The organism is Epilithonimonas arachidiradicis, from assembly GCF_003610695.1.
In the GTDB taxonomy this organism is placed as follows: domain Bacteria; phylum Bacteroidota; class Bacteroidia; order Flavobacteriales; family Weeksellaceae; genus Epilithonimonas; species Epilithonimonas arachidiradicis.
The window spans coordinates 591,446-612,471 of record NZ_RAQH01000001.1; the positions used below are offsets into that span (position 1 = coordinate 591,446).

Consider the following 21,026-nt stretch of genomic DNA (forward strand, 5'->3'; position numbering starts at 1 on the left):
TTAAAGAATATTTAAAGGCTTTTTAATAGGCTGGCTAGACGTTAACAACATAGTCTTGCAACGCTGTTACATCAGCTCCTAATGCTGTGAACATCAGCAATAGATTTTCCTTTGTCCCGGTGGCGACATCAGAAGTCGAATCTGTTGATATTATTTCTGTGTTTGACTTTTCCATTACGGCTAATATTACTGTGCCGTCATAAATAACTGTTAGTTTCATATATAATTAACTTAATATTTGAGTTCCACTTAAAGCTGTATTCATTATCGTTATAACCCACTTATAATGCATCACCAATACATAAAGCATTTCCATTGCGCTTGCTGGAATTCCGTTATTAACACCTAAAGAAAATCCGGATGGAGCTTGATATGTACCCGATGGTCTGTTATTTGCGCCGGATGCTCCATTGATCCAGCTTATATCAAAATTGATTTTTCTAAGTACACCATTAACTGCTGAACTATTTGATAATGTTGCAAATTCTACTGTTTTGTTATAAAAGTTGGTGACCAATTCATCCATTCGTGCCTGATTAGCACGATAACTACTTCTATAATCGATTGTTCTCAACGTTGGACAATCTTCGATACCCTTTGGAGGTGTTGTTGTTAATTGTCCCGAAGTATTTCCGCAAATAACAAAACTATTTAAGTTCATTCCTCCTATTCCAACACCCCAGTCAGTTATCGGAACTGAGTTTCCAGAACTCGTCCAATTTACAGTAGTATCATAACCCCAACTTAATCTAGTAATTTGTTTGCAATCATTAATTTCTTGACTTATTGTAGTGACTGGATTAAAATTAAAACCTAATGTTCTTAAAGGTTCAATGTTTTTAAAGTTAGTGGGTAACGAAGCGGTTGTTATTGCACTTGATCCTAAACCTAAATGTGCAAGGTTGGGAATTTTTATTAATTTATCTAATCGATTTGTTGTCTTATCAGCTAAGTTTAATCCTGAAATCTGCAATACTGAAACCCGAGAATTAGTTATCCAATTAGGAATGTAATTAATAACATTTCTTGTGATACTAATTAACGTTAACACTGGAAATATTCCTCCACCTAATCCTAATGGAAAATCATCAAAAATTAAATTGCTAAAAGCAATAGTATTTATTCTGTAAAAAAGAAGATTTTCAGGAAATTTTCCTATGAAATTCTGTCTAGCAACATTTAAAGATGAAACATTATTGTTGTCAGCAAACCACATTTTAACGGTTCTCGCAGCCACTCCTGAGGGATATACATAAGTTGGTATAGAAGTAACGGCTGTTGTAAAAGGGATTGAAGCGATTGGACTCCCATCACCATAATCAAAGTAAACGGTGTTGGACCCAGACTTCGTTTGAAGTCTAAAATACGGCGTAGCCTGACCTTGTGGAGGGAAGGTATTGGAATTGATTTCCCATTCAATGTCTGGAGGCGTGATTGGTTTTAAGATTTTACCAGCAACATCTGTTATTATATTTCCATTTTTATCTCTGAGCATAACTACATTATTACGGTTTTGGCTTCGTAAAAATGCCAGTGCAAACCTACTTTTTTGAAAAATCCATTTAAGTTTTGGGCGTGAACTTCATCGGTGCCGTACGCTTCCAGTTCTGCAAACGTTGGCATTGCAGTTATAGCAGAAATAGAAGCATAACTCTTTGTAGCTTGCTTTGAATATCCGCCTGAAGCATTTTCACCGAAAACATTGACAACCGGTGTTGCCCCAACAGTAATTCTTGAAAGAGAATTATCGGCGTTGATTTGCGCCAAAGCAGTTCCAGTTCCTGTAGGATTATTTACTTTTTGATTAAGCGCTGTTTGAACCGAGGTACTTATCGGTTTATTCGCATCAGAAGTATTATCAACGTTCCCTAACCCTACAGCTGCTTTATTAAGACTTTGCCACGTCTTATCTCCTCTGTAATATTGCGATGTTGTACCAGCTGTAATAGCATTTTCTTTTCCTGCAATCTCAGCGTTTTTAGCATCAGATAAACCGGCAGGGTTTCCGGCGGTTCCATTACCTTTCAGCGTTGTATCTGTCACAATTGAAGTAATACTGTCAGAACTTCCAACCTTCAATATCTCTACAACATCAGTTGAATGCTTATATTTACATAAAACTGTTGACTTTGCAGGTATTGTAAATGGTGTGTTGTCAACAATTCCTTTATAAAGTCCATCAGTAACTACACTGCTGATTATTACTTTTCCAATTGAATTGTTTTTGATAGTGAATAGGACATCCCTAGTCGTTTCTTCAGAAAATTCAATCGTATTAATATATTTATCTACAGATGAAGGTATTCTTTCTTCCAAAGAAAAACACGTTCTGGCATCACTATACACGAGTGCATAGTAGGATAGTTTGTTTGGATAGACTACTTTCCAGTTATCTTCTGCTTTTTCTTTGAATCCGTTCAAAACTTCCGGATCAATGTAAGACCCTTCCGGTGTGATCAAAATTAAACATACATGAACTTCGCCCGGATCAATCGAAGGCTCTTTAGGCTCGTCCGATTCCACACCCTCTTTTAAAAAAAACAATCCGGCTTGATCTCTAGCAACTACACGAACAAACTTCTGTCCGTCAGTTACGGCGGTAAAAGGTAGATCATTAGCAAAAGCTCTTGTTAATACTTTACCTCCGATTCTCACTTTATTTGTTCCCGATGAATGCACTCCTACATTTACGTTATTTGAAGTCGTTGTGATTTCTCCAACCGCAATAACCTCATTTGTGTTTATTGTGAACGGCAATTGGTTTTCCGGAACAACGCCATCCACAAGATCAGCTTTTTTTGCTAATGTTTGAGTGAGATTATCTACATCTGCCATCGGAATTTTGTCATCTTTATGACGGAATGAATCCAACCAAGACCAAAACTGATCCTGATCCGGTTTTTTAAAGTTGCGGAACCATTCTTTGATGATATTAATATCTACTTTTGCCATTGTTTTTTAATCAAATCCTACAAAGATTATGTGATCTGCTATTAGTGAAGGTTGGATGTTACTGTGTGGTTGTCCGCCTCCTCTGTTTTTTATTCTTATAACATTCTGACGGTTAATTCCTGTAATTTCACGGTTTGATGTAACTACAGCTGAGCCAAAGCCATCACTATCCACGTCATCGCCTGAAGAATTAATTTCACTATCGTGATTGTGAGCTGGAATCTGATTGATGTCTAATGTAATTTGTGCTGCTCCAATTTTACTACCTTGTGCCGCCCCAAAATTCACATCTCCTACTTTTCTTCCTGCAATAACGCATCCGGCTGCAATATCCCACGGCTCCCAACCTTCTGGAATATCTTCTGTAAATTTGCCCCAAACTGCTACTAATCCAATTGGAACGGACTTTCTTAATTTGACTAATTCATCTTCGATTTTAAAAAGTGTGAGAGGTCTTCTGAAACTTGACCACGGATAAGAAGGCGTCCCTTCGCCGAATGTTGCATAACGGGTGTAGATAACCGGCTTGATTGAACCATCCTCAAAGCCTCTCGCATCTGCAATTTCAACGATAGCTACATTAGCAGATTGTTGACCGCCTTTGAACGGCAATAATTCACCATAAATCGAAACAAAACCATCGTTAACAAAACCGCTGCCACCAACTTCGCAGCCTGTGATAATTGCTATTTCTCCAGCCATACTACCATAAGCGTTAAAAGTCTTGTAAGCTTCCTGAGCAGCATCAAGAATTTGTGTTGACAACCCAAAACCACCCGGCTGATTGTAATCTATTTTGTTCATTTTAAACTTTTATAATTTTATATCGCTTCGATGCGAGTTTATAATAATCGACCAAAGCAGTCATTGCATATACTGAGAAAACCAAATCTGTTGGCACTTTAACAATAAAGTCAACGCCTGTATCTTCGTAATCTTCATCACCATACAGATACATAGTTCCCAGCCATTTTGGTTTTTGTTCAGCATCTGTGTAGATATACTGTCTTGTAAAAGCATTTCCGGAAGAAATTTCAATCCTTCTGAGCGAAGGGTCAAACCTATCGTTGAGGGCTTTTCTCAAGTAACAGATTTGGCTATTGTGCGCCAGTTTATAAAGGTTGTCACTCCGGAACTGTAACCATTGATAATGTATGCTGTCTATGTCATCAACAATCAGCTCTAACCAAGCTTTCATCAGTTCGCCTCTGAGAAACGTTGGAGTTAACAGAACTGCCAATTTTCGCCAATTAACTATATGCCACATAACTGATGTTGTCAAAGTTTTCGATTTGAAAATATCCGGATGTCGGAATTTTCTTCACCGATATATTTTCAAAATTTCCGTAAGTCACACCATTATTAGCAATCCACTTGCTTTGTGCATTAACCAGATGGGGAATTTTAATACCTTCCGTTGCCTGAAGCTTATCGATCAATGATGCTAATATTAATTCACCATTGAACGGTAATTCCTTCATAAACTCTTTTAAGGCATCTTCTACCGGTTTACGTCCGGTTCTGATAGATACACCGTCAGCAGTCAAGAGCAATGGATCATAGTATATTGTCATTAAAAGCTTCAGGATATCCGGCAGGTAATTAATGACAGTAATTTTCACACCTGCATCCTTTATTTCTTCCATATACGCAGAAAACGCCGGGTAAACTTCATCGGGAATCGGAGCCAGAACTCCGGAACCATCTTCAGTGGCAATCTTAACAATCAATCGACTTTCAGTCGTTGATTCTGTGACCGCTGCATATTTGATGATTTTGGATGCAGCAATTTCTTCATCAGTTGCAGAACCGTTATTAAAAACGTCTGTATCTTCTATCAGGTCAAAACCGTATTGGAACTGCAAAACCTTGTTTCGATACCAGCGCAAAGTGTGAGGTTTCAGCAATGAGAGTAGCTGCTCAATCAATTGCTGATGTTTGTCGAATATTGTCTCCAGCACCCAGGAACCATAAGCAAACACCCAAAGCCAAAGACGCCAAATCGCCACTTTTGAAGTCGAGTTAAGAGCGTTCAATCTTTCGTCCGCTTCTTTTTTTGCGACTAAATCTGAATATATTGTTTCTACGCTTCTTGCCATTATTGTACTATGAAATTTTGATTTAGAATCCAGACCGAAATACCTTCCGGCTGTTCTTCAGATTCTCCATTTTGTGTGATGTCCGTTGCCGGCTGTATTGCCCTTGATTGATAATAATTCTTTATGTCTACGTCTTGTGTAATTGAATCAGGAATTATAAGCTCTTTTCCGGCAGTCAGCTGATCTGTTAAGCTCATTTCATTTGCGGCAGCAATCTCGAAAGCGTTCTGAACACTTCCGGTGTGCTGGATTGCAACATCAAGCAAGCTTTGATTATGAAGAACTATTACCGTTATTGCCATCGGTCAATGATTTTACTGATGTAACTGCTTTTTTAACTTTTACGAAAATGATTTTCACCTTCTTTTCAATATCAAATCCGGCTTTCGGCAGGTTTTCAAAAAATATCGAATAAAACTCGATCGCACAGGTTATTGCTATTGCAATAAGCGTTAAGGTGATTTCGTGATCTGTATAATTGTTTTTTCCGAATGATTTGATCCGGAACAGGTACTCGATGCCATAAGAACTGAGAATGAATAAAAAATAAGTCACGCTCTTAACAATGGACAAACGGATTTTTTGAGATGAAAAACCATACTTCCAAAAATTGCTTTGAATCTTAGAATCTTTCCAAAGATTCCAGCTGGCTAAAACACCTGTGATGAAATCCAAAACCATCAATCCTGACAGTAGAATCATTCCGAGCTGGCAACTTGAAAGCGAGACCAGGCTAACTGCCGGAACTGCAACAGCTGGTTTTTTAACCGCTGTAAAAAGCAGGATTAGATGATGTTTGTAAGTGTTTAGTTCTTTCATAGTTGTATAATTTTTCCCTGCGTTAAAGCTCCGCCTCCTGAAGGGCAAACACCGGTTACAATTTTATCTTCAAGAAAGTCATCATAGATTATCAGATAGATTTCTGCAATTAGTTCATCCAGTTCTAATTCATCTTCCTTTTCCTGAAGCTCTTTAATTTTATTTTTTATTCTGATTTTTAACTGTTCACGAGTTGCCATTATTTCAAAAGGTTTTCTGTCCTACTAATTAATTCGTCTGCAATTATCTTTTGTGGTTCTATCAATCCGAGCGTGACACCACTTGAAGTTTTTCTCTCAGCGGTCTTAACAAATTTTAGTATGTCAACTACCAATTTTTTTAAAGTTTCATTTTCCTTTTTTAGCAGAAAACCGTCCTTATCAAAACTAAATTTGACGTTCTCAATGTTCCAGTCCACTTGTTCCACTTCAGAATAAACCTCAACATATAACCAATCCAGCTTCTCTTCTATTGGCGATACCAGAACTGATGAACCAATTACAGGATAAATAAAAAGTTGCTTTTTTGCGCCATCTATCAATGATGATAACTGCACATTGTAATATTCAATTCCGTCATCAACAACAGTACATGTTCCCGATTCTTTATCGACCTCAAGTACCTCAGCGGCAAATGTGGAAACACCTCTCGCCTTTAGGTTAGCAAATAGTTTCTGTAGATCATCCATTACAATCGATTTCCGAGGGTTGATTTTCTCCTGGCTCCAGACATTCCAAAAGTTGTTACCACTGATTTAATGAAGTAATTGCCTTCTCGGTTTTTATGCTCTTTGTCAATTAATTCCGCTGCCATTCCTCGAGTTGCATACGGCAAAAGAAAAGAAGTTACATCACCTTCAAAACCATCATATTTTGCCTCTTTTAAAACTTTATCTGCCATATTCTGCATGATCTTCTCATCATAGACAGCATTCAAGTTGAACCGTCGCTCCTCACCGCCGTCGTCACCAGCTGTATATGTTTTCTTTTTGTTGGTTTTCTTATCCGTCCAGGTATAGATGACTTTTATTTTTTTTTCGTCAGCTGTTTTGAATTCAAGATTATTCTCAACAAGATTATAATTAAGGTCATATTTTACTCTTTGTCCAATGTTAGTAGCCTGTTGCAATCCACAGTAAAGCGTTCCGTCATCTTCCAGAAAAATAGTCATTGCCATATTTTCTTTGATATCCTGCAAAGCTTGTGTCCCGTTTTTTGAGCGGATTATCCAACTTTCAAGAGCTACGTCCGGAACTCTTTTAGAAAGCTTTATTCCAGTGCCGGAAACGATCTCTTGGAGAATCTCTTTTAAGGTAGTTTTCTTCCAAGATTTTGAAATATTCTTTCTTCTCAATAGCCACATGGCATCCTCGCAATGGATTTCCATAGGAATTTTCGGATTAACTTTTTTAACAAAACCAACAAACTCAACTCCTTCATACTTACCTTCATATCCCAATGTTATCTTGACAGGATCGCCGGGCATAATAACCTCTTCAATATATTTTTGTTCATTGTTTGACCTGATTTTAAATTTTGTAGGCATCTTGATGACCGCTGTGTCAACCAACTCCAAAACACTCTTCGTAATTTCAACCTCATTAACAGAATTGAAAACAAAATCTCCTATTTCTATTTTTGATGATAGAATAAACATTACAGCAATGATTTTAAAGTTTTTTCTCTTTCGTTGAGATCAGCATAAAAATCCTGATCGCTTACCGCCGTCATTGTAAATTTTTGCAAACCTTGTTCTCCTGCCATTTCATCAAACTGAACATCTTTCAACACAATATTTCTTATTTCAAACAATTCCAAAAAAGGATTTGAAATCACTTCTAAAGAATCATTTATTTCAAACATCCTTTTCAGTTCTGCGACCTGCTCAGCAGGATAGGTTTCTGGATCATTTTCATTAACACATACACCTTTGATATTGATATTGTAATCTTCTGTGCAGATATATTCTTTTACGGTTCCTTTCCGCTCTTTGCCAACTGTCGCAGTTTCTACAATCGTTTTTGCAAGACTAATTGATAACAGTGGTTCATTAGGAAATAAATATTGATTACCTGCTTTATCTGCAACACTCAAAGTGGTGAAATAGCGACCGCCCAAAACCAAATCTTTTCCAATCCCCATTAAATTGGGTAGAATAAATTTTGTTTTATTGTTTTTCCACCAATTCGGAAATAATGGTCCGACATAATCAAAGTGCGCCCTAGCGACCAATTCTTTAAAATCAAATTCCATTATCCTGTTTGCATTTGTAATGCGCTATTTGCAGCTCTTAATAAAATTTCCTGAACCTTATCACCAAGACCACTAAGTCCGGTTTCTGTTTTGTCAACATTAATAATCGTATGATCTTGCAATTTGTTGATGTTGATTGTAATATTTGTTAGGCGGTTTCCACCGTCGGTGATTCCATCGCCTTTTTTCTTTTTTTTCTTATCGTCATCCTCTTCTTTCGGCTTCCCCTTTCCTGTTAAACCAGGAATTGCATCGAGATAATCTTTTGAATTCCCGGTTTGTTCGCCTTTTAAACCTTTGAAAGAATCTTTAAGCTTTTTGAAATCATTAGCGATACTTTCTTTGTTTGTGGTAATTCCTATATTTCCGGCAGCCTTAACCAATTCTTTTTCCCGATTGTCCGTACCTTTTGAATAATCGGCGGTCTGTTTTGCATATTCTTTTTTCAAAGCATCAATTTGCCCGGACGCTTCGGTTTTTACTTTTTCAGTGACTTTATTAAAAGCTCCAGAAAAATCACCATCCATTGCCATCTTGATAGCATCACCAACTTTGCTGAAAATCCCTACAATTGTTTGTGCTGCATCTTTCGCATAAAGAATCATTAAATTAAATCCTGTTTTGAAACTTAGGACACCAAAATTGAAATCGGCTTTGATCTGTTCCCAAACAATCTGAAAGATCTTTTTCAATGCGTGCCAGCTATCGCCCCAACCGGATGTGTACTTAATCGCCATTCCAATGACGGTTATCAAGGCAACAATACCAATCACAATCCAGCCTATTGGAGAAATCGCAATAACAGCATTCAATATTCCCCAAGCTATTGCAGCATCTAAAATATAAGGAGCAATAGGCTTTAGCCAATTTATTAAGCCGATTAATCCTGTTGTAAACCAATTAACCGCTAGAAGAACACTTACCATAATATCTCCAAACATTCCTAATGCATCGGAACTTGATGATAACCCGAATACACCTTCAGCAGCGATTTTTAAAAACTCTTTAAACGCTGTAACAACGGGGTATATATTTTGCCAAAGCAAGTCAAACCAATGTGCAATTAGAGGCAAATTATCCTGTAGAATTTGCAGTAAATCAGCAGCTCCACCAAGCACATCACCAAATATTCCACCGCCGTAACTTCCTACAGCCACTAAAAATCCCCACCATTGGTCTTCCAGATTTGAAATCTGACCACCAAGCGTTTTAGATACCACTTCCATTGAGCCAGCGACACCTTTCATTCCACCATAGGCAATGATTGCATCTTTGATCGCTTGTTCATTATTGGCAACTTCTTTTGTTACGCCCTTGAAAGTCAATTTCACTTTATCGCCGTCCTTAGAAGCTTTGATACCAAACTCTTTCATCCTTTCGAATTCTCCAGTCTGAGCATCGAGTAAAGCTTCAACCATTTGGTCAAAGGATTTTCCCTGGGAACTTGCCAAATCTCCTAATTTGGTCATCTCTTGATAAGTAGGATAAACGCCCCTATTTACAAGCTTGATAAAACCACCAGTCAACTCATTGAGCTGATAAGGCGTTTTGGCTGCGAACTCTGTTAGAAGTGCTAAAGCACCAGAACCTATCTTCTCACTTTGAAAAGTGTTGGTCAGGACGGCATCAAACTTTTCAAATTCCGCCCGGGCTTCGACGACCTTTCCCACAAAGCTTTGTAATGTGGCGACGGCAAAAACTCCAAGAAAAGCTTGTTTTAGACTTCCTAATCCACTAGCAACTTTTTGAGATTGTTTATCAACATTCACCAAATCCTTAATGAAATCTTTTGCCTTTCTGGACGCTACACCGACACTGTTAGCAACATTTTTCAGTTGCGAACTGGCGTAATCTTTCATTTTGACAATAAATTCGTAAACGTTCATTAGGTGGCTTCAGAAGCTTTTTTCTCCTGTTGTCTTATAAAGTGTAGGTCTTGTATTTTTTCAGCCCAATCATCGTCCGATAACTTATCAGGTGATGGTATGTGCATATAGTAATTGAGATAAGCGTTGAAAAGTCTAATATCAATGTTATTTCCGTATTCTTTTGCCGATGCATCGTCTATGTCTACGATAGCATCGTCTAAAGCTTTTTTAGTCTGCCAATCTTTTGATTTTGCAGTTTTTCAATAGCCTGATATAATGGGAATCGCACTTCAGGATTATTCTTGTCGTTGAAAGCTTCATCCTTTGAAGTGACGATCATATCAAAGAGATGTTCTTGTGTCTGGAATGGCTTGTTAGCCGGATTTTTCTTTTCGGCAAGCCTGATATCTTCTCTTGTGATTACTCTGACAACGCATTTGAAGTCTTCAATTGTAATTTCGTGTCCGGTTCCTTTTTTCTTGATGACAGCATCCGGATAATTGAAGAAATCGACCAACTCCTTTCTGGCTGGTAAGAAATATTCATCATCTTTTCGGATTTCCTCATCTCCATCGATCCAAAGTGCATTAATCATTTCTTCACCGAAAGCGATGTCACCACCTTTTTGCATTGCTGTGAATGCTCTTTTGAAATCCTGCATTTTTGGTTCTTTCAGAAAAGCGGATTTATCTTCAATTGGCAGTTCGTAAACACCGCCATATTTATCTTTCCATTCCTGGATTTGTTCTTGTGTTGCTTGCATAATGTTGTTTTGTTTGTTTGAAAAAGCCTGTACCCAATTAGCACAGGCTTTTTGAAAAATAATAGATATGAATGTTTATGACTGAGGTATCAAGTCAAGGAAAATAAATGGTAGTTCAACTAACATATTCCCATCTCCCTGATTGAATGTCTTTTTCCCTTCCGTAAACTCACAGGTCTTACAGGTATCAGTAACAGTCTGTCCGCCGTCCTCAGGTACGTAAGCGATTGTTAAGTCAAATTCCAATCTGAGATGATTCTTTCCCGGAGCATCTCTCGTCATCGCTTCGAACTCAGACTGCCAGATTGTAATTTTTCCTTCAAAATCTTCATTACCACGTACTATTTTATGACCTTTACTGCCTCGACCTCTAAGGATCGATTTTTCCTGTTTTCTTGAATATTCTACAGATGTAACACCTGTAACAATTCTACCACCTAATGAAATGGAGACATCGCTCCAACTATATTGTTTTGAATCAAATGTATCTGGCATAATTAAGCTTCTGTATTAGTTGTGAACCCGATGTTCACGGTTATATATTTAGCGTAACCAACTGGCAAAAGGGCAATTGAAACCAATAGTTGACCTGTAGAGACTACATTCTGATTGGCATCAATTTTTACTTGTACGTCTGAAAGTTCACCTACAGCAACCATCAGATTTCTAATTCTCGTATCGATTGATGCTTGCCACGATTTTACAACTGCCGGATGTATGCTTCCATTGGGTTGGATTGGTACTTCATCCTTCAGATTATCCAAGAGAACATCATAAGCAAGTAAAACCGCTTTGTCCATCACAAAACCGTTAGCCAACGATTTGAAATCATCATCAACTTGTGTTAGTGTCGGATCATCGGAAAAGTAAAACCCTGAACGACCAACATAGTTTTGCAAGAAGATGTAACCTTTATCGTGAATAGCGTTCCATTGTGCTGATAAGCTTTCCACTTTTCCTCCAGAGGTGAAGTAAGCAGCAGTATTTTCAACTGCGCCATCTCGAACTCTTCCAATATTTCTTTGAACAGGAATACTTGCTAATCTTCCAAGCGCCAAACCGATAGAAGCTTCTGCTGTTGCATCAGTATTAGATAAGAAAATTGAAACCCTATTGAAATTACTATCAGCAACATAATTTTTCAAAGCCGTTGAAACGCCTGAGAAATTGTTACCCGAAATAATCACTCTTAAAGGGAAGTATTTGTCTGCAAATTCATCTGCCAAAGCTTGTGCTTTTTCTACAGCTGTGGAAACATCGGCATCAAGACCATTGGTGATTGTTGGCGTTCCTGTTGGTTGTTTCACAATCCCTAATACTCTAATATTTCCACCTGCATCAGCAATTAATTGTTTTGCAACACCCGAGTCTTTATCAAGAGCTGATGTCATTGTTGTAGCATCAGAAATCAACATAAACCAGATTTCTGCGTTACTTCCTGCGTAATCGTAGAACGCTTTGATATGTTTGTATGCAAAGGCATTGGTTCCGGTCTCTTCGATTCCCAGGTCTTTTGCTTCCTGCAAAGAGAAAATCTGATAAGACTTCCCAACAGTTGCTTTTCCTGCAACGGTTGCTCCGGTAATTACCAATCCGGGAATCTTCTGGATATCGGCAGCATTCTGTCCGAGTCCGTTGGTTGAGATGTTAAACTTTATGTATGGTAACATTTAAGTAAAATTTTAAAATGAATAAAATGATGATACACGCCAGAAATCCGAGTCCGAAAGCCTTAACCAAATCCCAAAACACATAACCGGTAGTTGTTTGAGACGATGTATTTTCTTTGACTGATGTGAAGGAATCTCTACTTTCAAAATCCTGTCTGATCTTCGTAGCTAATTCAATAGAATCACATTCAGCAGTCACAATAATTGTGTCGTGCTTCACTATGACTTTTGCTGTGGCATTGCCATTCTTTTGCGTGTAGGTTTTATCTGCACTTTTTGGAGCGGAACCATCGGGACACTTTGTAAGTGCGTTTAAAGGCAGTTGAAATCCTGTTGAAGATCCCGGAGCAGTGAGAATAGTATCTCTATACTTTGTTATCTTAACAGTGCTATTGCCATTAGTTGTTTCTTTGGTTTGGGAAACCTGCCGATTTGTCCGGCAAGCTCCCAAAACAAACAACACCACAAAGACAAGGATAATGTTATAAGTTTTCATCTGGTTACTCTTGAAAAATATAGATCAGATTCTTTTTTTCTGCGATTGATAAGCCCTTGAACAGTTTTTCCGTTGTCTTTTACCCAACGCATAAACTGAACTCTGATATCTGGATCATTCGGATTGGCGTTAACTCTTTTAAGAAGGGTCGAACCGTTAAAAGCACTTACACCGATATTGTAACAAAAAGATACTAAGGCGTTGAACTGATTTTGCGTAAGGCTTTTTTTGACATTTTTATTGACGTTGTTTACGTAGAAGTTTAGCGTATTTAAGAACAATTTCTGTTCTCTCTCTTTGGTGATCGTGTCACCAGCTTTTACCTTAGTTCCGTCTTCATAATAGGTGATACCTCGTCCAATTGTCCAAACGCCTCCTGTATCTTTGTATGCTTTATATTTTACACCTTCGACATCACTGAGAAAGTTCTGTCCGGAGATGTCAAACATTTTTTGCTTTTCGCCCTCATTGATGAGCTGAATTCCAAAATTTGTTAATAACATTTACTCTGGATTTTGATTTTGCGCTATTTCTGCTTTTTTAGCATCGTTCAAAGCTTGAATTTTTGCTCCGGAAAGTTTAGAATCTGGATCAGTTCCAAACAATTCTTTGTATTCAGCAGTTGCTTTTTCTTTTAAAGCTTTCAATTCTGCTGGAGACAATTTTGGCGCATCATCTTTTTTCGCAGGTTGCTCATCACGTGTAAAAGTTTCAACCTCTGGATTATCAGGATCCAAAGCTTTTGCGTGATTTAAAGCATCACCTTTCTTTAGAAAAATGAAACCATCTGTTGTTCCAAAAACTTCTTTGATGTTAGCATTGGACTCTAAGTAGTCCAATGCTTTTTGTTTTGTATCTGACATTGTTAGATTTTAAAGGTTAGAGAATAGCTCCGAAGTATTTCGGTGAATTGCTTCTAATTTTACCGTTCAAGGCTCTTTGTCCCATTGAGAACAAATCAGCCTGCCAGCCAGAATGTTTCAATGTTGGATAGATTTCTACATCTCCAGTACATCTAAATACCTCTGTAGAATCCCAAATAACAGACGCTTGTTTATCAGTAGCTTCCACTGTAGAGCCCCAAGGCTTTCTCGCACCTGCTGCCGTATAATATGGCGTTTTGGAATAACTGAAAATCTTGAAATCGTGAAGAGTTGCTCCTTTCTCAGAGATAATCTCTTTGTATAGCTTTTTGTCCTCTTTTCTGATTCTTGCTTCGTGATCGGCTTGCAGAATAACATTCATATTAGACATATCAATATCTAATTTTTTGAAAAATGCACGCATATCGATAAATGCATCGATAACGGAGTCATTTGCGCCTAGATTTAGAATCTTATTAAATTCGTCATTAGTTGCAGCAGACCAAGCGAAGGCAGTTCTCTGAGCCATATTTTTTGCTAATGCTGCTCTATGTCGATTAAGAACTGATGCTCTTTTATCATAACTCAATTCAGCTTCTAACAAGTTATTATGGCGTGTTTGTGAAGTTGACCAGATTTGCAACACAACTTCGTGAGGAATATCGGCAATATCTTGGATTGGCAATTCGTCAGTATTATCTGTAAAGTAATTGAGATGAACGTCCGGGTCTACACCAGCTTCAGCAAGATGTAAAACATTATTATTAACATAAGCTGATAAATCCTGAGATTGTGCAATAAAAGAAGTGTCTGGTAGTGGCTTTTCTTTGATATCGGCAATCCAAACCTCAGTTTGGAGTCCCTCCATAAGATTACCCTTGTACAAAGGCGGCAGGAAGTAGGTAAGTGAAGCGTGACCAACTGTGATGATGGCAGCGGAAACCACCGGATTAAATTGTATATCCGGCATAGCTTGACCAAAAACAAAGGATGCTGTAAAAGCCAGAATGAAGTTAATGGACAAAGCCAATAATGAAAGTCTCTTTTTCATAATATTAATAGAGTATTTTTTGAGTGAGTAATTATTTTTGAGCTGGTGTCCATCTTACACCTTGACCGTAAGCTGCTGAAAGCTGAGCATATTTTACAGGCTCTTCCGCTCTTATTTTTGCCAACTTAACAGGATCATTTTTTTGCAAATAATCGAAAGATTCTTCGCCGCCTGTGTTGACAGGTGTCTTTTTTCCACCTGCTAAAACAACCGCTTGGATGGCTGCATTGGTTCCGTCCTTAACATCAGACTCTTCTTTTTCTTCGATGAGTTTGGAAAGCTTCACTTTTTGACCTTCGAAATCCTTTTCGAATAAAGAGATTTGCCCTTCTGCAAGATCTTCCGGAATAAGTCCAAGTTTAACAGCTTTGTTTACGATAGTTGTCGCTTCGGATTTTTGAAGTGCAACGTATTTACCTTCCCATTCAGAAGCTTTATTTTCGGCGTTGGTTTTCGCCAATTTCAATTCGGTTACTGTATTTAACAGTTCAGATTCGCTAGTATCAGCAGGCTTTCCCAAAGCTAAAGCGATTGTTTTTAGTTCTGACATTATAATTTTTTTTTGATTTAAGAGTTTAATTTTTGGAGTAGAACCACCAGATGAAAGTCTGATTGCGTCATCATTTCCACCGATATCAACAATTGAGATTTCTATCAGCTTACATTTGGTAATAGTTTCATATTTCTGCCCTGGCATTGCTAATGCTGGATCGGAGCTAGCCTCAATAACATCTGCATACATTGAACACATACGGATAAAGTCACCTTTAACCTTTTTCTCAATTTTCGCTGCAAAGTCATTTTCCGTATCAAAAGTGATGTATGCTAAAAGCTGATCGCCTTCTTTTGCCAATCTTGCACGTCCTATCACTTCATCACCTGTCGGTTTATAGTCCGGGCGCTGGTGCATAAACAATACAACCGGATTTCTTTCGTATTGTGTAGTCTCTATGCCTTCCGTGATAATTCTGTATCCGTAAGAGTTTACATTTTCAGTGTTTACTATGAACTTATATTCCATTTAATTCTGTGAGCTTTCACTCTTATTGTGATGACAAAATTGAATGATTTCAACACTGAAAAAAAATCGTATTACAATGGTTTCCAATATTTTGGCAATGATTTCCAACAGTTTGGCAATGGTTGTTTCCTAAATTTCTTATGACATATATAGAAGCGAATTTTGTGGATATGAAAGACTTAAAGTTCACGGATGATCTGGAAATAAAAGACGGCGATTTCGTTATTGATGATTCCGACAATCAGCATCAGAAACACATTCTTATGGCTTACAAAGGCGAATACAAACAATATCCGGAAATAGGTGTCGGGATAGATCAGATGTTGAATGAAGATGACATTACACCTATCCTGATAGAAGCAAAGAAAAATCTACAGTATGACGGTGTTGATGTGAAAAACGTCTATTTCACAGATGAAGGCAAATTAAAAGTTGACGGAAAATATAAAAGCTAATGGCAAAGAAAAAAGTTATAGACGTTCAAACGGTTGACACAGAAGATGTCAAACAACAGGGCAGAATGCGTAATGCGGAAAGAGATCGTAAGATAAAAGATGCTGAGGCTTTGTATATCCGAGGCTTTTCTCTTCAATCTATTTCAGAGTTTGAAACAATTCAGGTTGGTGTAAAAACATTAACAAGTTGGAAAAAAACTCATAATTGGGATGAAAAGAAACAGCTTGAAAATATTTCACCTAATGAAATCAAAGGAATGATCCGTGCTAATGTTGCAGCTATCAAGTCAGGAAAGCAAATGATCTATAAGCCGGATGATATTTCAAAACTGGCAGCTGCTTGGGATAAAATGGACGATAATAAAAAGAAGGCGGTTTATTCAATGGAAGCTTTTGACTCCTTTATCGATTGGTTTACAGATATCGTCGCTAAATCTACCGGGAACAAAAGAGAAACAAATCTCCAAACGCTTAAACTTATTCGTACACTTCAGGACAATTATATTGAAACTCTAATTTAGATGACAGCTACAGAATTTAAAACCGCTCTGGAAAATTTCAAGCTGAAATCGAAAATGATTAAAGAGCTTACTTTCAATTCTATTGTGGCGGAAACGTCAGAACAACAGGAAGAGCGGATCAAATTTTTATTGAAACCGGAGAATTACACAAAATTCTTTGATTATTATTTTGGCGTTGGAGTGTCACTGTCGTTGGCAGATGCTCCTTGTGCCGATTTTCATCAATCTTCTTATGAAAGAATCTTTGATGATCCGTTTGTTGTACAATTAAGAAAATGGTATCGTGGTTCTGCAAAATCAATACACACTAATGTAGGTAACATTTGCCATCTTAAGGAAAATAATGAAGTTTATTTTGGTCTTCTGGTTGGCAGAAATCAGGACTTTGCGAATTTGTTACTTTCAGATTTACAAACACATTTACAATATAATGAAAAGTATATCAAAGATTTTGGTATGCAGGTCAATTATGGAAATTGGTCTGATGGTGAATTTCAAACCAATGATGGGAGAATATTTAAAGGCCTAGGATTAAACCAACCTTTTAGAGGTCTAAGATTAGGAGCGCACAGAATTGATTTTGCGTCAATTGATGACTGCGAGGATAGAAAGCAAGCAAAAAACCAAATCCTAATCCAAGAAAACACAGAAAAAGTAACTGGTGATTTAGGAAAAGCTTTTCATTTGAGACGTGGTAGAATGGTAGTTCCTAACAACTACATTGTGAAAAATGGTCTGATTGATGGAATAAAAGAAGCTTATAAAAATTCAATCCATTTTGACGAAAGCATTGTCAATCTTTCAGATGAGAAAGGAAATCCGAGTTGGCATCAAAGATTATCAAAACAAGATGTAATTACAATCAACAAAAAAACCGATTACTACACTTCACAAAGAGAAGATTACAACAACCCTATAGAAAAGGGTAAACTTTTTAAAGCGGAGTGGCTCAAATATGTAGATGTTCCGACGGAAACTATTTGGGATGGTGTTATTGCTCACTGGGATTTGTCCTATACCAGAAATGGAGATTTTAAAGCCTGCGCAGTTGTAGGCTTCAAAGCTGGGAAGGCTTATATACTTGATGTTTTTTGCCGGCAATGTGACTTACCCGAAGCGATGGAATGGCATTACGCCAAAATGCGAGAATACGCAATGAAAGGTGTTTCAATTCTTTCATTCTATGATGCAACTGTATCACAAGCCGCTATTTTTCAAACGGCTTGGCTTTCGGCAGCCGAAAGAGAAAGATTTGCATCAGTGCCTTTACCTAATCACCAAAATTCTGATAAGCATATCCGGATTGAAGCAACATTGACAGATGTTTTTTTCAATAAACTTTTAGCTATTAAAAAAGAACTGAAGGATACCAGTGATTGGGAAACTGCTCAGGAGCAAATATTATCATTTGAAAAAGGCACTAAGGCACACGACGACTTTCCAGATACATTGGAGAATGCCGTAAGACTTGGAAGGACTTATTTCGGTTATTCTGATAATCAAAGTACATCAAGCAAACCAATGATCGGCAAAAAGAAAAGGAGAAGAATATGACACCAAGAAAAGAATTATTTATTGCGGTCAAAGATGCTTTGAAAACCATTCCACAATTGGAATATGTTGATTTGTACCGCAAACAGTTTGAAAATGACGGAAAGGATTTCGGTCAATATTACACAGCTGCTTTAATACGTCTTTCATCAATCAAGTATGAAACGATGACCGAACAAAATCAGGAAGGAAATACACTGATTGATGTAATCTTTTATTGTAAAGACGGTTGGATGCATCAGCACAACAAAACTACAGATCCTAATGATGGTTTGACAGAAATTGACTTATTGGACGCTATTGCCGAAAAACTACAATTCCTGAAAGGTGAACAATTCAAACCATTGCACCAGACAGAAGACGAAACGGAAGATATCTCAATGAGTCCGATGATGAGTTACAGACAATCTTTCAAAACAATGATTTACCGTCGCCTGAGTCCAAAATACCACAACCAAAAATTAAATCTTTCTTAGTTATGCCATTTCTAGTTAAAGCCGAATTAAATACCGTTTCAACAATCGAAATCATTGACCTTATCACAAACAGTGATGATGAAATTGTTAAAAATATAATCGAAGAATGCATCGATGTAATGATTACTTATCTGGGAAGCTACTATAATATGGATGAGGTTTTTTCCCAAGAAGGTAATGATCGAAACAAAACGCTTCTTAAATATCTCAAGGCTTTGGTCATTTATGAAATACCAAAACGTAGAGGAAAGCGAGTTCCCAAGGATGAAGCGGATGATTATAATGAAGCTATGAACTGGCTGGAAAAAATTGCTGCCGGAGAAATGAAGGCAAATCTACCTCCAAAAAAAGAAATCGGTGACGACGGCAAAGAAAAAGAAGTCGGCTTTTATAAACTAAAAAGTAACAAAACCTATAGAAACCACTGGTAATGGCTGGACTGGATGATCTTCAAAATCTACTCAACAAAGCGATGCAAGTCATTCCGGATAAACTTCCTATCATCATAGAAGTTGAAGGTCTGAATTTCATTAAAGGAAACTTCCGGGCGCAGGGTTTTGTTGACGGAACAAAAAAGGCGTGGAAAAAGAGACAAACCGAAAGAGACGGCAGGGATTTGACCAGATACAAAACAAACCGGGTTGGCGCTGCCGGAAGTCTCAACAAATTCGGGCAACGTGAACAGGGGCGAGCGATTCTCGTTGGACACGACACAGGCGGTGATAAATTAATTAATTCCATTCGTGCCAGAAGAAACCGGCAACGTGTCACATTCTACACTTACAAAAAATACGGTCAAAGACATAATGAAGGATTGGACGGAATGCCAAAACGTCAATTTATGGGAATGTCCAAAACACTAGAGAACAATATCAAAAAAAAACTAATCAAGGAGCTGGATAAAGCTCTGAAAAAGTAAACATAAAATTTATGAAATTTCATCAGACTGCTACTATCGGAGGTAACTTGTTCAATAGCGCAATTAAGCTTTCCGGAGGCGATAGAAATAATGTTGAGAAGGTTACCAAGTTTATGGTGGATCAGATCAAGCGTTCGAGACAATTGTGGAGAAAAGAGATTAACCACTGGCAGGCAGCAAGGCTCTCACGCTACAATGTAGAGATGCCGAGAACATGGCAAATGCAGGAGGTTTATGATGACGTGATGCTGGATGGTCATCTTACTGGTATCACCGAAAACCGTACACTTAGAACTACAAACAAAGAGTTTATTTTTGTCAATAAGGAAGGCAAAAAAGATGATACCTGCACAGAATACATCAAAGATAAACCGTGGTTTGAAACAATATTGGAAGAAACTCATAAATCAACTTACAGAGGTTATTCCCTTCTTTGGTTGAAGGATTACAAGAAAGGACAAATTAATGACGTTGAACTCATCGACCGCCGTCTCGTGGTTCCGGAGCTTGGAATGCTTCTTTCTGAGTTTGAACTAAACAAAGGTCTTTATTACAAAGATTTATTTCCGACACTGATCTATTGCCAGATGTATGATCCTGTTGGATTGTTAGAGAAAGCAGCGCCTTATACGATTCTCAAACGACATTCCTGGGGAAGCTGGGACGAATTCGAGGAATTATTCGGCATTCCGATCAGGATTGCAAAGGTTGCTTCTCAGTCTGAGGCTGTAAAAAAAGAAGTAGCTGGGTGGCTAGAAGAAATGGGTTCCGCTGCTTATGGTGTTTTTCCAATCGGGACAGAAGTTGAGATAAAAGAAAATACTAAAGCCGATGCCTTCAATGTGTTTTATCAAAAAATTAAGGCTTTGGATGCTGAGCTTTCCAAACTGGTTTTGCATCAGACAATGACCACCGAAAACGGAGCCAGCAAAGCACAGGGAAATGTTCACGAGAATACTTTGAAAGAGCTTATTTTCGGAGATGAAAAGAAAATACTTTCAATCCTAAATCATCAGATTGTTCCTGCAATGAGAGCCATAGGATATAATATTCCTGAAGGGTTTAAAATAACCGTTTCTCAGACCAAAGACCCGAACGAGCAGATCAAGATAGACAAAGAACTGATGAATGCTGGAATCGTTCTTAAACAAAGTTATCTCGAAGAAACTTACGGTTCTGAAATCGAAAGTATGCCAGAATCCGGAAAGAAAAAGGAGCCAGCTCAGGGAAAGCTTTAAGCCTGCTCAAAC

The 21,026-nt window shown here is 37.8% G+C and carries 28 protein-coding genes; 7 read left to right on the forward strand and 21 right to left on the reverse strand.

Going from position 1 to position 21,026, the window contains the following annotated elements; translation table 11 throughout:
- Window positions 1-34: 34 nt before the first annotated feature.
- The 21 genes from BXY58_RS02800 to BXY58_RS02900 form a co-directional block, all read right to left on the reverse strand.
- Entirely contained in the window at window positions 35-220 is a 186-nt protein-coding gene (locus BXY58_RS02800; protein WP_120212275.1) for a hypothetical protein, read from the reverse strand.
- A gap of 6 nt (window positions 221-226) precedes the next feature.
- Complete coding sequence (locus tag BXY58_RS02805; RefSeq protein WP_120212276.1) at window positions 227-1,495, reverse strand: leucine-rich repeat domain-containing protein; 1,269 nt, start codon at window positions 1,493-1,495, stop codon at window positions 227-229.
- 2 nt (window positions 1,496-1,497) lie between these two features.
- Complete coding sequence (locus tag BXY58_RS02810; protein WP_120212277.1) at window positions 1,498-2,952, reverse strand: hypothetical protein; 1,455 nt, start codon at window positions 2,950-2,952, stop codon at window positions 1,498-1,500.
- A gap of 6 nt (window positions 2,953-2,958) precedes the next feature.
- On the reverse strand, window positions 2,959-3,756 hold the full coding sequence (locus BXY58_RS02815; protein WP_120212278.1) for a hypothetical protein: 798 nt from the start codon (window positions 3,754-3,756) through the stop codon (window positions 2,959-2,961).
- Window position 3,757: 1 nt separating this feature from the next.
- Window positions 3,758-4,192 carry a hypothetical protein gene (locus BXY58_RS02820; RefSeq protein ID WP_229728375.1) on the reverse strand — a complete coding sequence of 145 codons (435 nt, stop codon included), beginning with the start codon at window positions 4,190-4,192 and terminating at the stop codon, window positions 3,758-3,760.
- A 10-nt stretch (window positions 4,193-4,202) separates the two neighbouring features.
- Window positions 4,203-5,051, reverse strand: coding sequence for a nucleotidyltransferase (locus BXY58_RS02825; protein WP_120212280.1), 849 nt, complete (start codon window positions 5,049-5,051; stop codon window positions 4,203-4,205).
- Window positions 5,051-5,353 carry a hypothetical protein gene (locus BXY58_RS02830; protein ID WP_229728376.1) on the reverse strand — a complete coding sequence of 101 codons (303 nt, stop codon included), beginning with the start codon at window positions 5,351-5,353 and terminating at the stop codon, window positions 5,051-5,053. Before BXY58_RS02830 ends, BXY58_RS02825 begins: the two co-directional genes overlap by 1 nt.
- Window positions 5,325-5,870, reverse strand: coding sequence for a phage holin family protein (locus tag BXY58_RS02835; RefSeq protein ID WP_120212281.1), 546 nt, complete (start codon window positions 5,868-5,870; stop codon window positions 5,325-5,327). The genes BXY58_RS02830 and BXY58_RS02835 overlap by 29 nt, the downstream gene beginning before the upstream one ends.
- Window positions 5,867-6,070: a hypothetical protein gene (locus BXY58_RS02840; RefSeq protein ID WP_120212282.1), complete on the reverse strand. Its 204-nt coding sequence runs from the start codon at window positions 6,068-6,070 to the stop codon at window positions 5,867-5,869. The genes BXY58_RS02835 and BXY58_RS02840 overlap by 4 nt, the downstream gene beginning before the upstream one ends.
- A complete protein-coding gene (locus BXY58_RS02845; protein WP_120212283.1) occupies window positions 6,070-6,558 on the reverse strand; it encodes a hypothetical protein in 489 nt (162 codons plus the stop codon). The genes BXY58_RS02840 and BXY58_RS02845 overlap by 1 nt, the downstream gene beginning before the upstream one ends.
- Complete coding sequence (locus BXY58_RS02850; protein ID WP_120212284.1) at window positions 6,558-7,526, reverse strand: late control protein; 969 nt, start codon at window positions 7,524-7,526, stop codon at window positions 6,558-6,560. Before BXY58_RS02850 ends, BXY58_RS02845 begins: the two co-directional genes overlap by 1 nt.
- Window positions 7,526-8,122: a DUF6046 domain-containing protein gene (locus BXY58_RS02855; protein WP_120212285.1), complete on the reverse strand. Its 597-nt coding sequence runs from the start codon at window positions 8,120-8,122 to the stop codon at window positions 7,526-7,528. Before BXY58_RS02855 ends, BXY58_RS02850 begins: the two co-directional genes overlap by 1 nt.
- Window positions 8,122-10,008 carry a tape measure protein gene (locus BXY58_RS02860; protein WP_120212286.1) on the reverse strand — a complete coding sequence of 629 codons (1,887 nt, stop codon included), beginning with the start codon at window positions 10,006-10,008 and terminating at the stop codon, window positions 8,122-8,124. Before BXY58_RS02860 ends, BXY58_RS02855 begins: the two co-directional genes overlap by 1 nt.
- Window positions 10,009-10,207: 199 nt before the next feature.
- The gene (locus BXY58_RS02865) at window positions 10,208-10,753 is read right to left on the reverse strand and encodes a hypothetical protein (RefSeq protein WP_120212287.1); all 546 of its coding nucleotides are present in this window, start codon (window positions 10,751-10,753) and stop codon (window positions 10,208-10,210) included.
- A 75-nt stretch (window positions 10,754-10,828) separates the two neighbouring features.
- Window positions 10,829-11,248 (reverse strand): hypothetical protein, encoded by a 420-nt coding sequence (locus BXY58_RS02870; RefSeq protein ID WP_120212288.1) that lies wholly within the window; start codon window positions 11,246-11,248, stop codon window positions 10,829-10,831.
- 2 nt (window positions 11,249-11,250) lie between these two features.
- Entirely contained in the window at window positions 11,251-12,423 is a 1,173-nt protein-coding gene (locus tag BXY58_RS02875; protein ID WP_120212289.1) for a DUF2586 family protein, read from the reverse strand.
- Window positions 12,401-12,919 carry a hypothetical protein gene (locus BXY58_RS02880; RefSeq protein ID WP_120212290.1) on the reverse strand — a complete coding sequence of 173 codons (519 nt, stop codon included), beginning with the start codon at window positions 12,917-12,919 and terminating at the stop codon, window positions 12,401-12,403. Before BXY58_RS02880 ends, BXY58_RS02875 begins: the two co-directional genes overlap by 23 nt.
- Entirely contained in the window at window positions 12,916-13,422 is a 507-nt protein-coding gene (locus BXY58_RS02885) for a lysozyme (protein WP_120212291.1), read from the reverse strand. The genes BXY58_RS02880 and BXY58_RS02885 overlap by 4 nt, the downstream gene beginning before the upstream one ends.
- Window positions 13,423-13,782, reverse strand: a complete 360-nt coding sequence (locus tag BXY58_RS02890) for a hypothetical protein (RefSeq protein WP_120212292.1) — start codon at window positions 13,780-13,782, stop codon at window positions 13,423-13,425.
- Window positions 13,783-13,798: 16 nt separating this feature from the next.
- Entirely contained in the window at window positions 13,799-14,833 is a 1,035-nt protein-coding gene (locus BXY58_RS02895) for a hypothetical protein (protein ID WP_120212293.1), read from the reverse strand.
- Window positions 14,834-14,864: 31 nt separating this feature from the next.
- Window positions 14,865-15,854 (reverse strand): hypothetical protein, encoded by a 990-nt coding sequence (locus tag BXY58_RS02900; RefSeq protein ID WP_120212294.1) that lies wholly within the window; start codon window positions 15,852-15,854, stop codon window positions 14,865-14,867.
- Window positions 15,855-15,994: 140 nt separating this feature from the next.
- Here BXY58_RS02900 and BXY58_RS02905 point away from each other — a divergent pair, with 140 nt between their 5' ends.
- The 7 genes from BXY58_RS02905 to BXY58_RS02935 are packed head-to-tail and all read left to right on the forward strand — an operon-like array spanning window position 15,995 to window position 21,014.
- Window positions 15,995-16,309 carry an oxidase gene (locus BXY58_RS02905; protein ID WP_229728377.1) on the forward strand — a complete coding sequence of 105 codons (315 nt, stop codon included), beginning with the start codon at window positions 15,995-15,997 and terminating at the stop codon, window positions 16,307-16,309.
- On the forward strand, window positions 16,309-16,830 hold the full coding sequence (locus tag BXY58_RS02910) for a terminase gpP N-terminus-related DNA-binding protein (protein WP_120212295.1): 522 nt from the start codon (window positions 16,309-16,311) through the stop codon (window positions 16,828-16,830). The genes BXY58_RS02905 and BXY58_RS02910 overlap by 1 nt, the downstream gene beginning before the upstream one ends.
- A complete protein-coding gene (locus BXY58_RS02915; protein ID WP_120212296.1) occupies window positions 16,831-18,384 on the forward strand; it encodes a hypothetical protein in 1,554 nt (517 codons plus the stop codon).
- Window positions 18,381-18,857 (forward strand): hypothetical protein, encoded by a 477-nt coding sequence (locus tag BXY58_RS02920; protein WP_120212297.1) that lies wholly within the window; start codon window positions 18,381-18,383, stop codon window positions 18,855-18,857. Before BXY58_RS02915 ends, BXY58_RS02920 begins: the two co-directional genes overlap by 4 nt.
- Before the next feature lie 2 nt (window positions 18,858-18,859).
- On the forward strand, window positions 18,860-19,288 hold the full coding sequence (locus BXY58_RS02925; RefSeq protein WP_120212298.1) for a phage protein Gp36 family protein: 429 nt from the start codon (window positions 18,860-18,862) through the stop codon (window positions 19,286-19,288).
- Complete coding sequence (locus BXY58_RS02930; RefSeq protein ID WP_120212299.1) at window positions 19,288-19,776, forward strand: phage morphogenesis protein; 489 nt, start codon at window positions 19,288-19,290, stop codon at window positions 19,774-19,776. The genes BXY58_RS02925 and BXY58_RS02930 overlap by 1 nt, the downstream gene beginning before the upstream one ends.
- 11 nt (window positions 19,777-19,787) lie before the next feature.
- Window positions 19,788-21,014 (forward strand): phage portal protein family protein, encoded by a 1,227-nt coding sequence (locus BXY58_RS02935; RefSeq protein WP_120212300.1) that lies wholly within the window; start codon window positions 19,788-19,790, stop codon window positions 21,012-21,014.
- The last annotated feature ends 12 nt before the right edge of the window (window positions 21,015-21,026 follow it).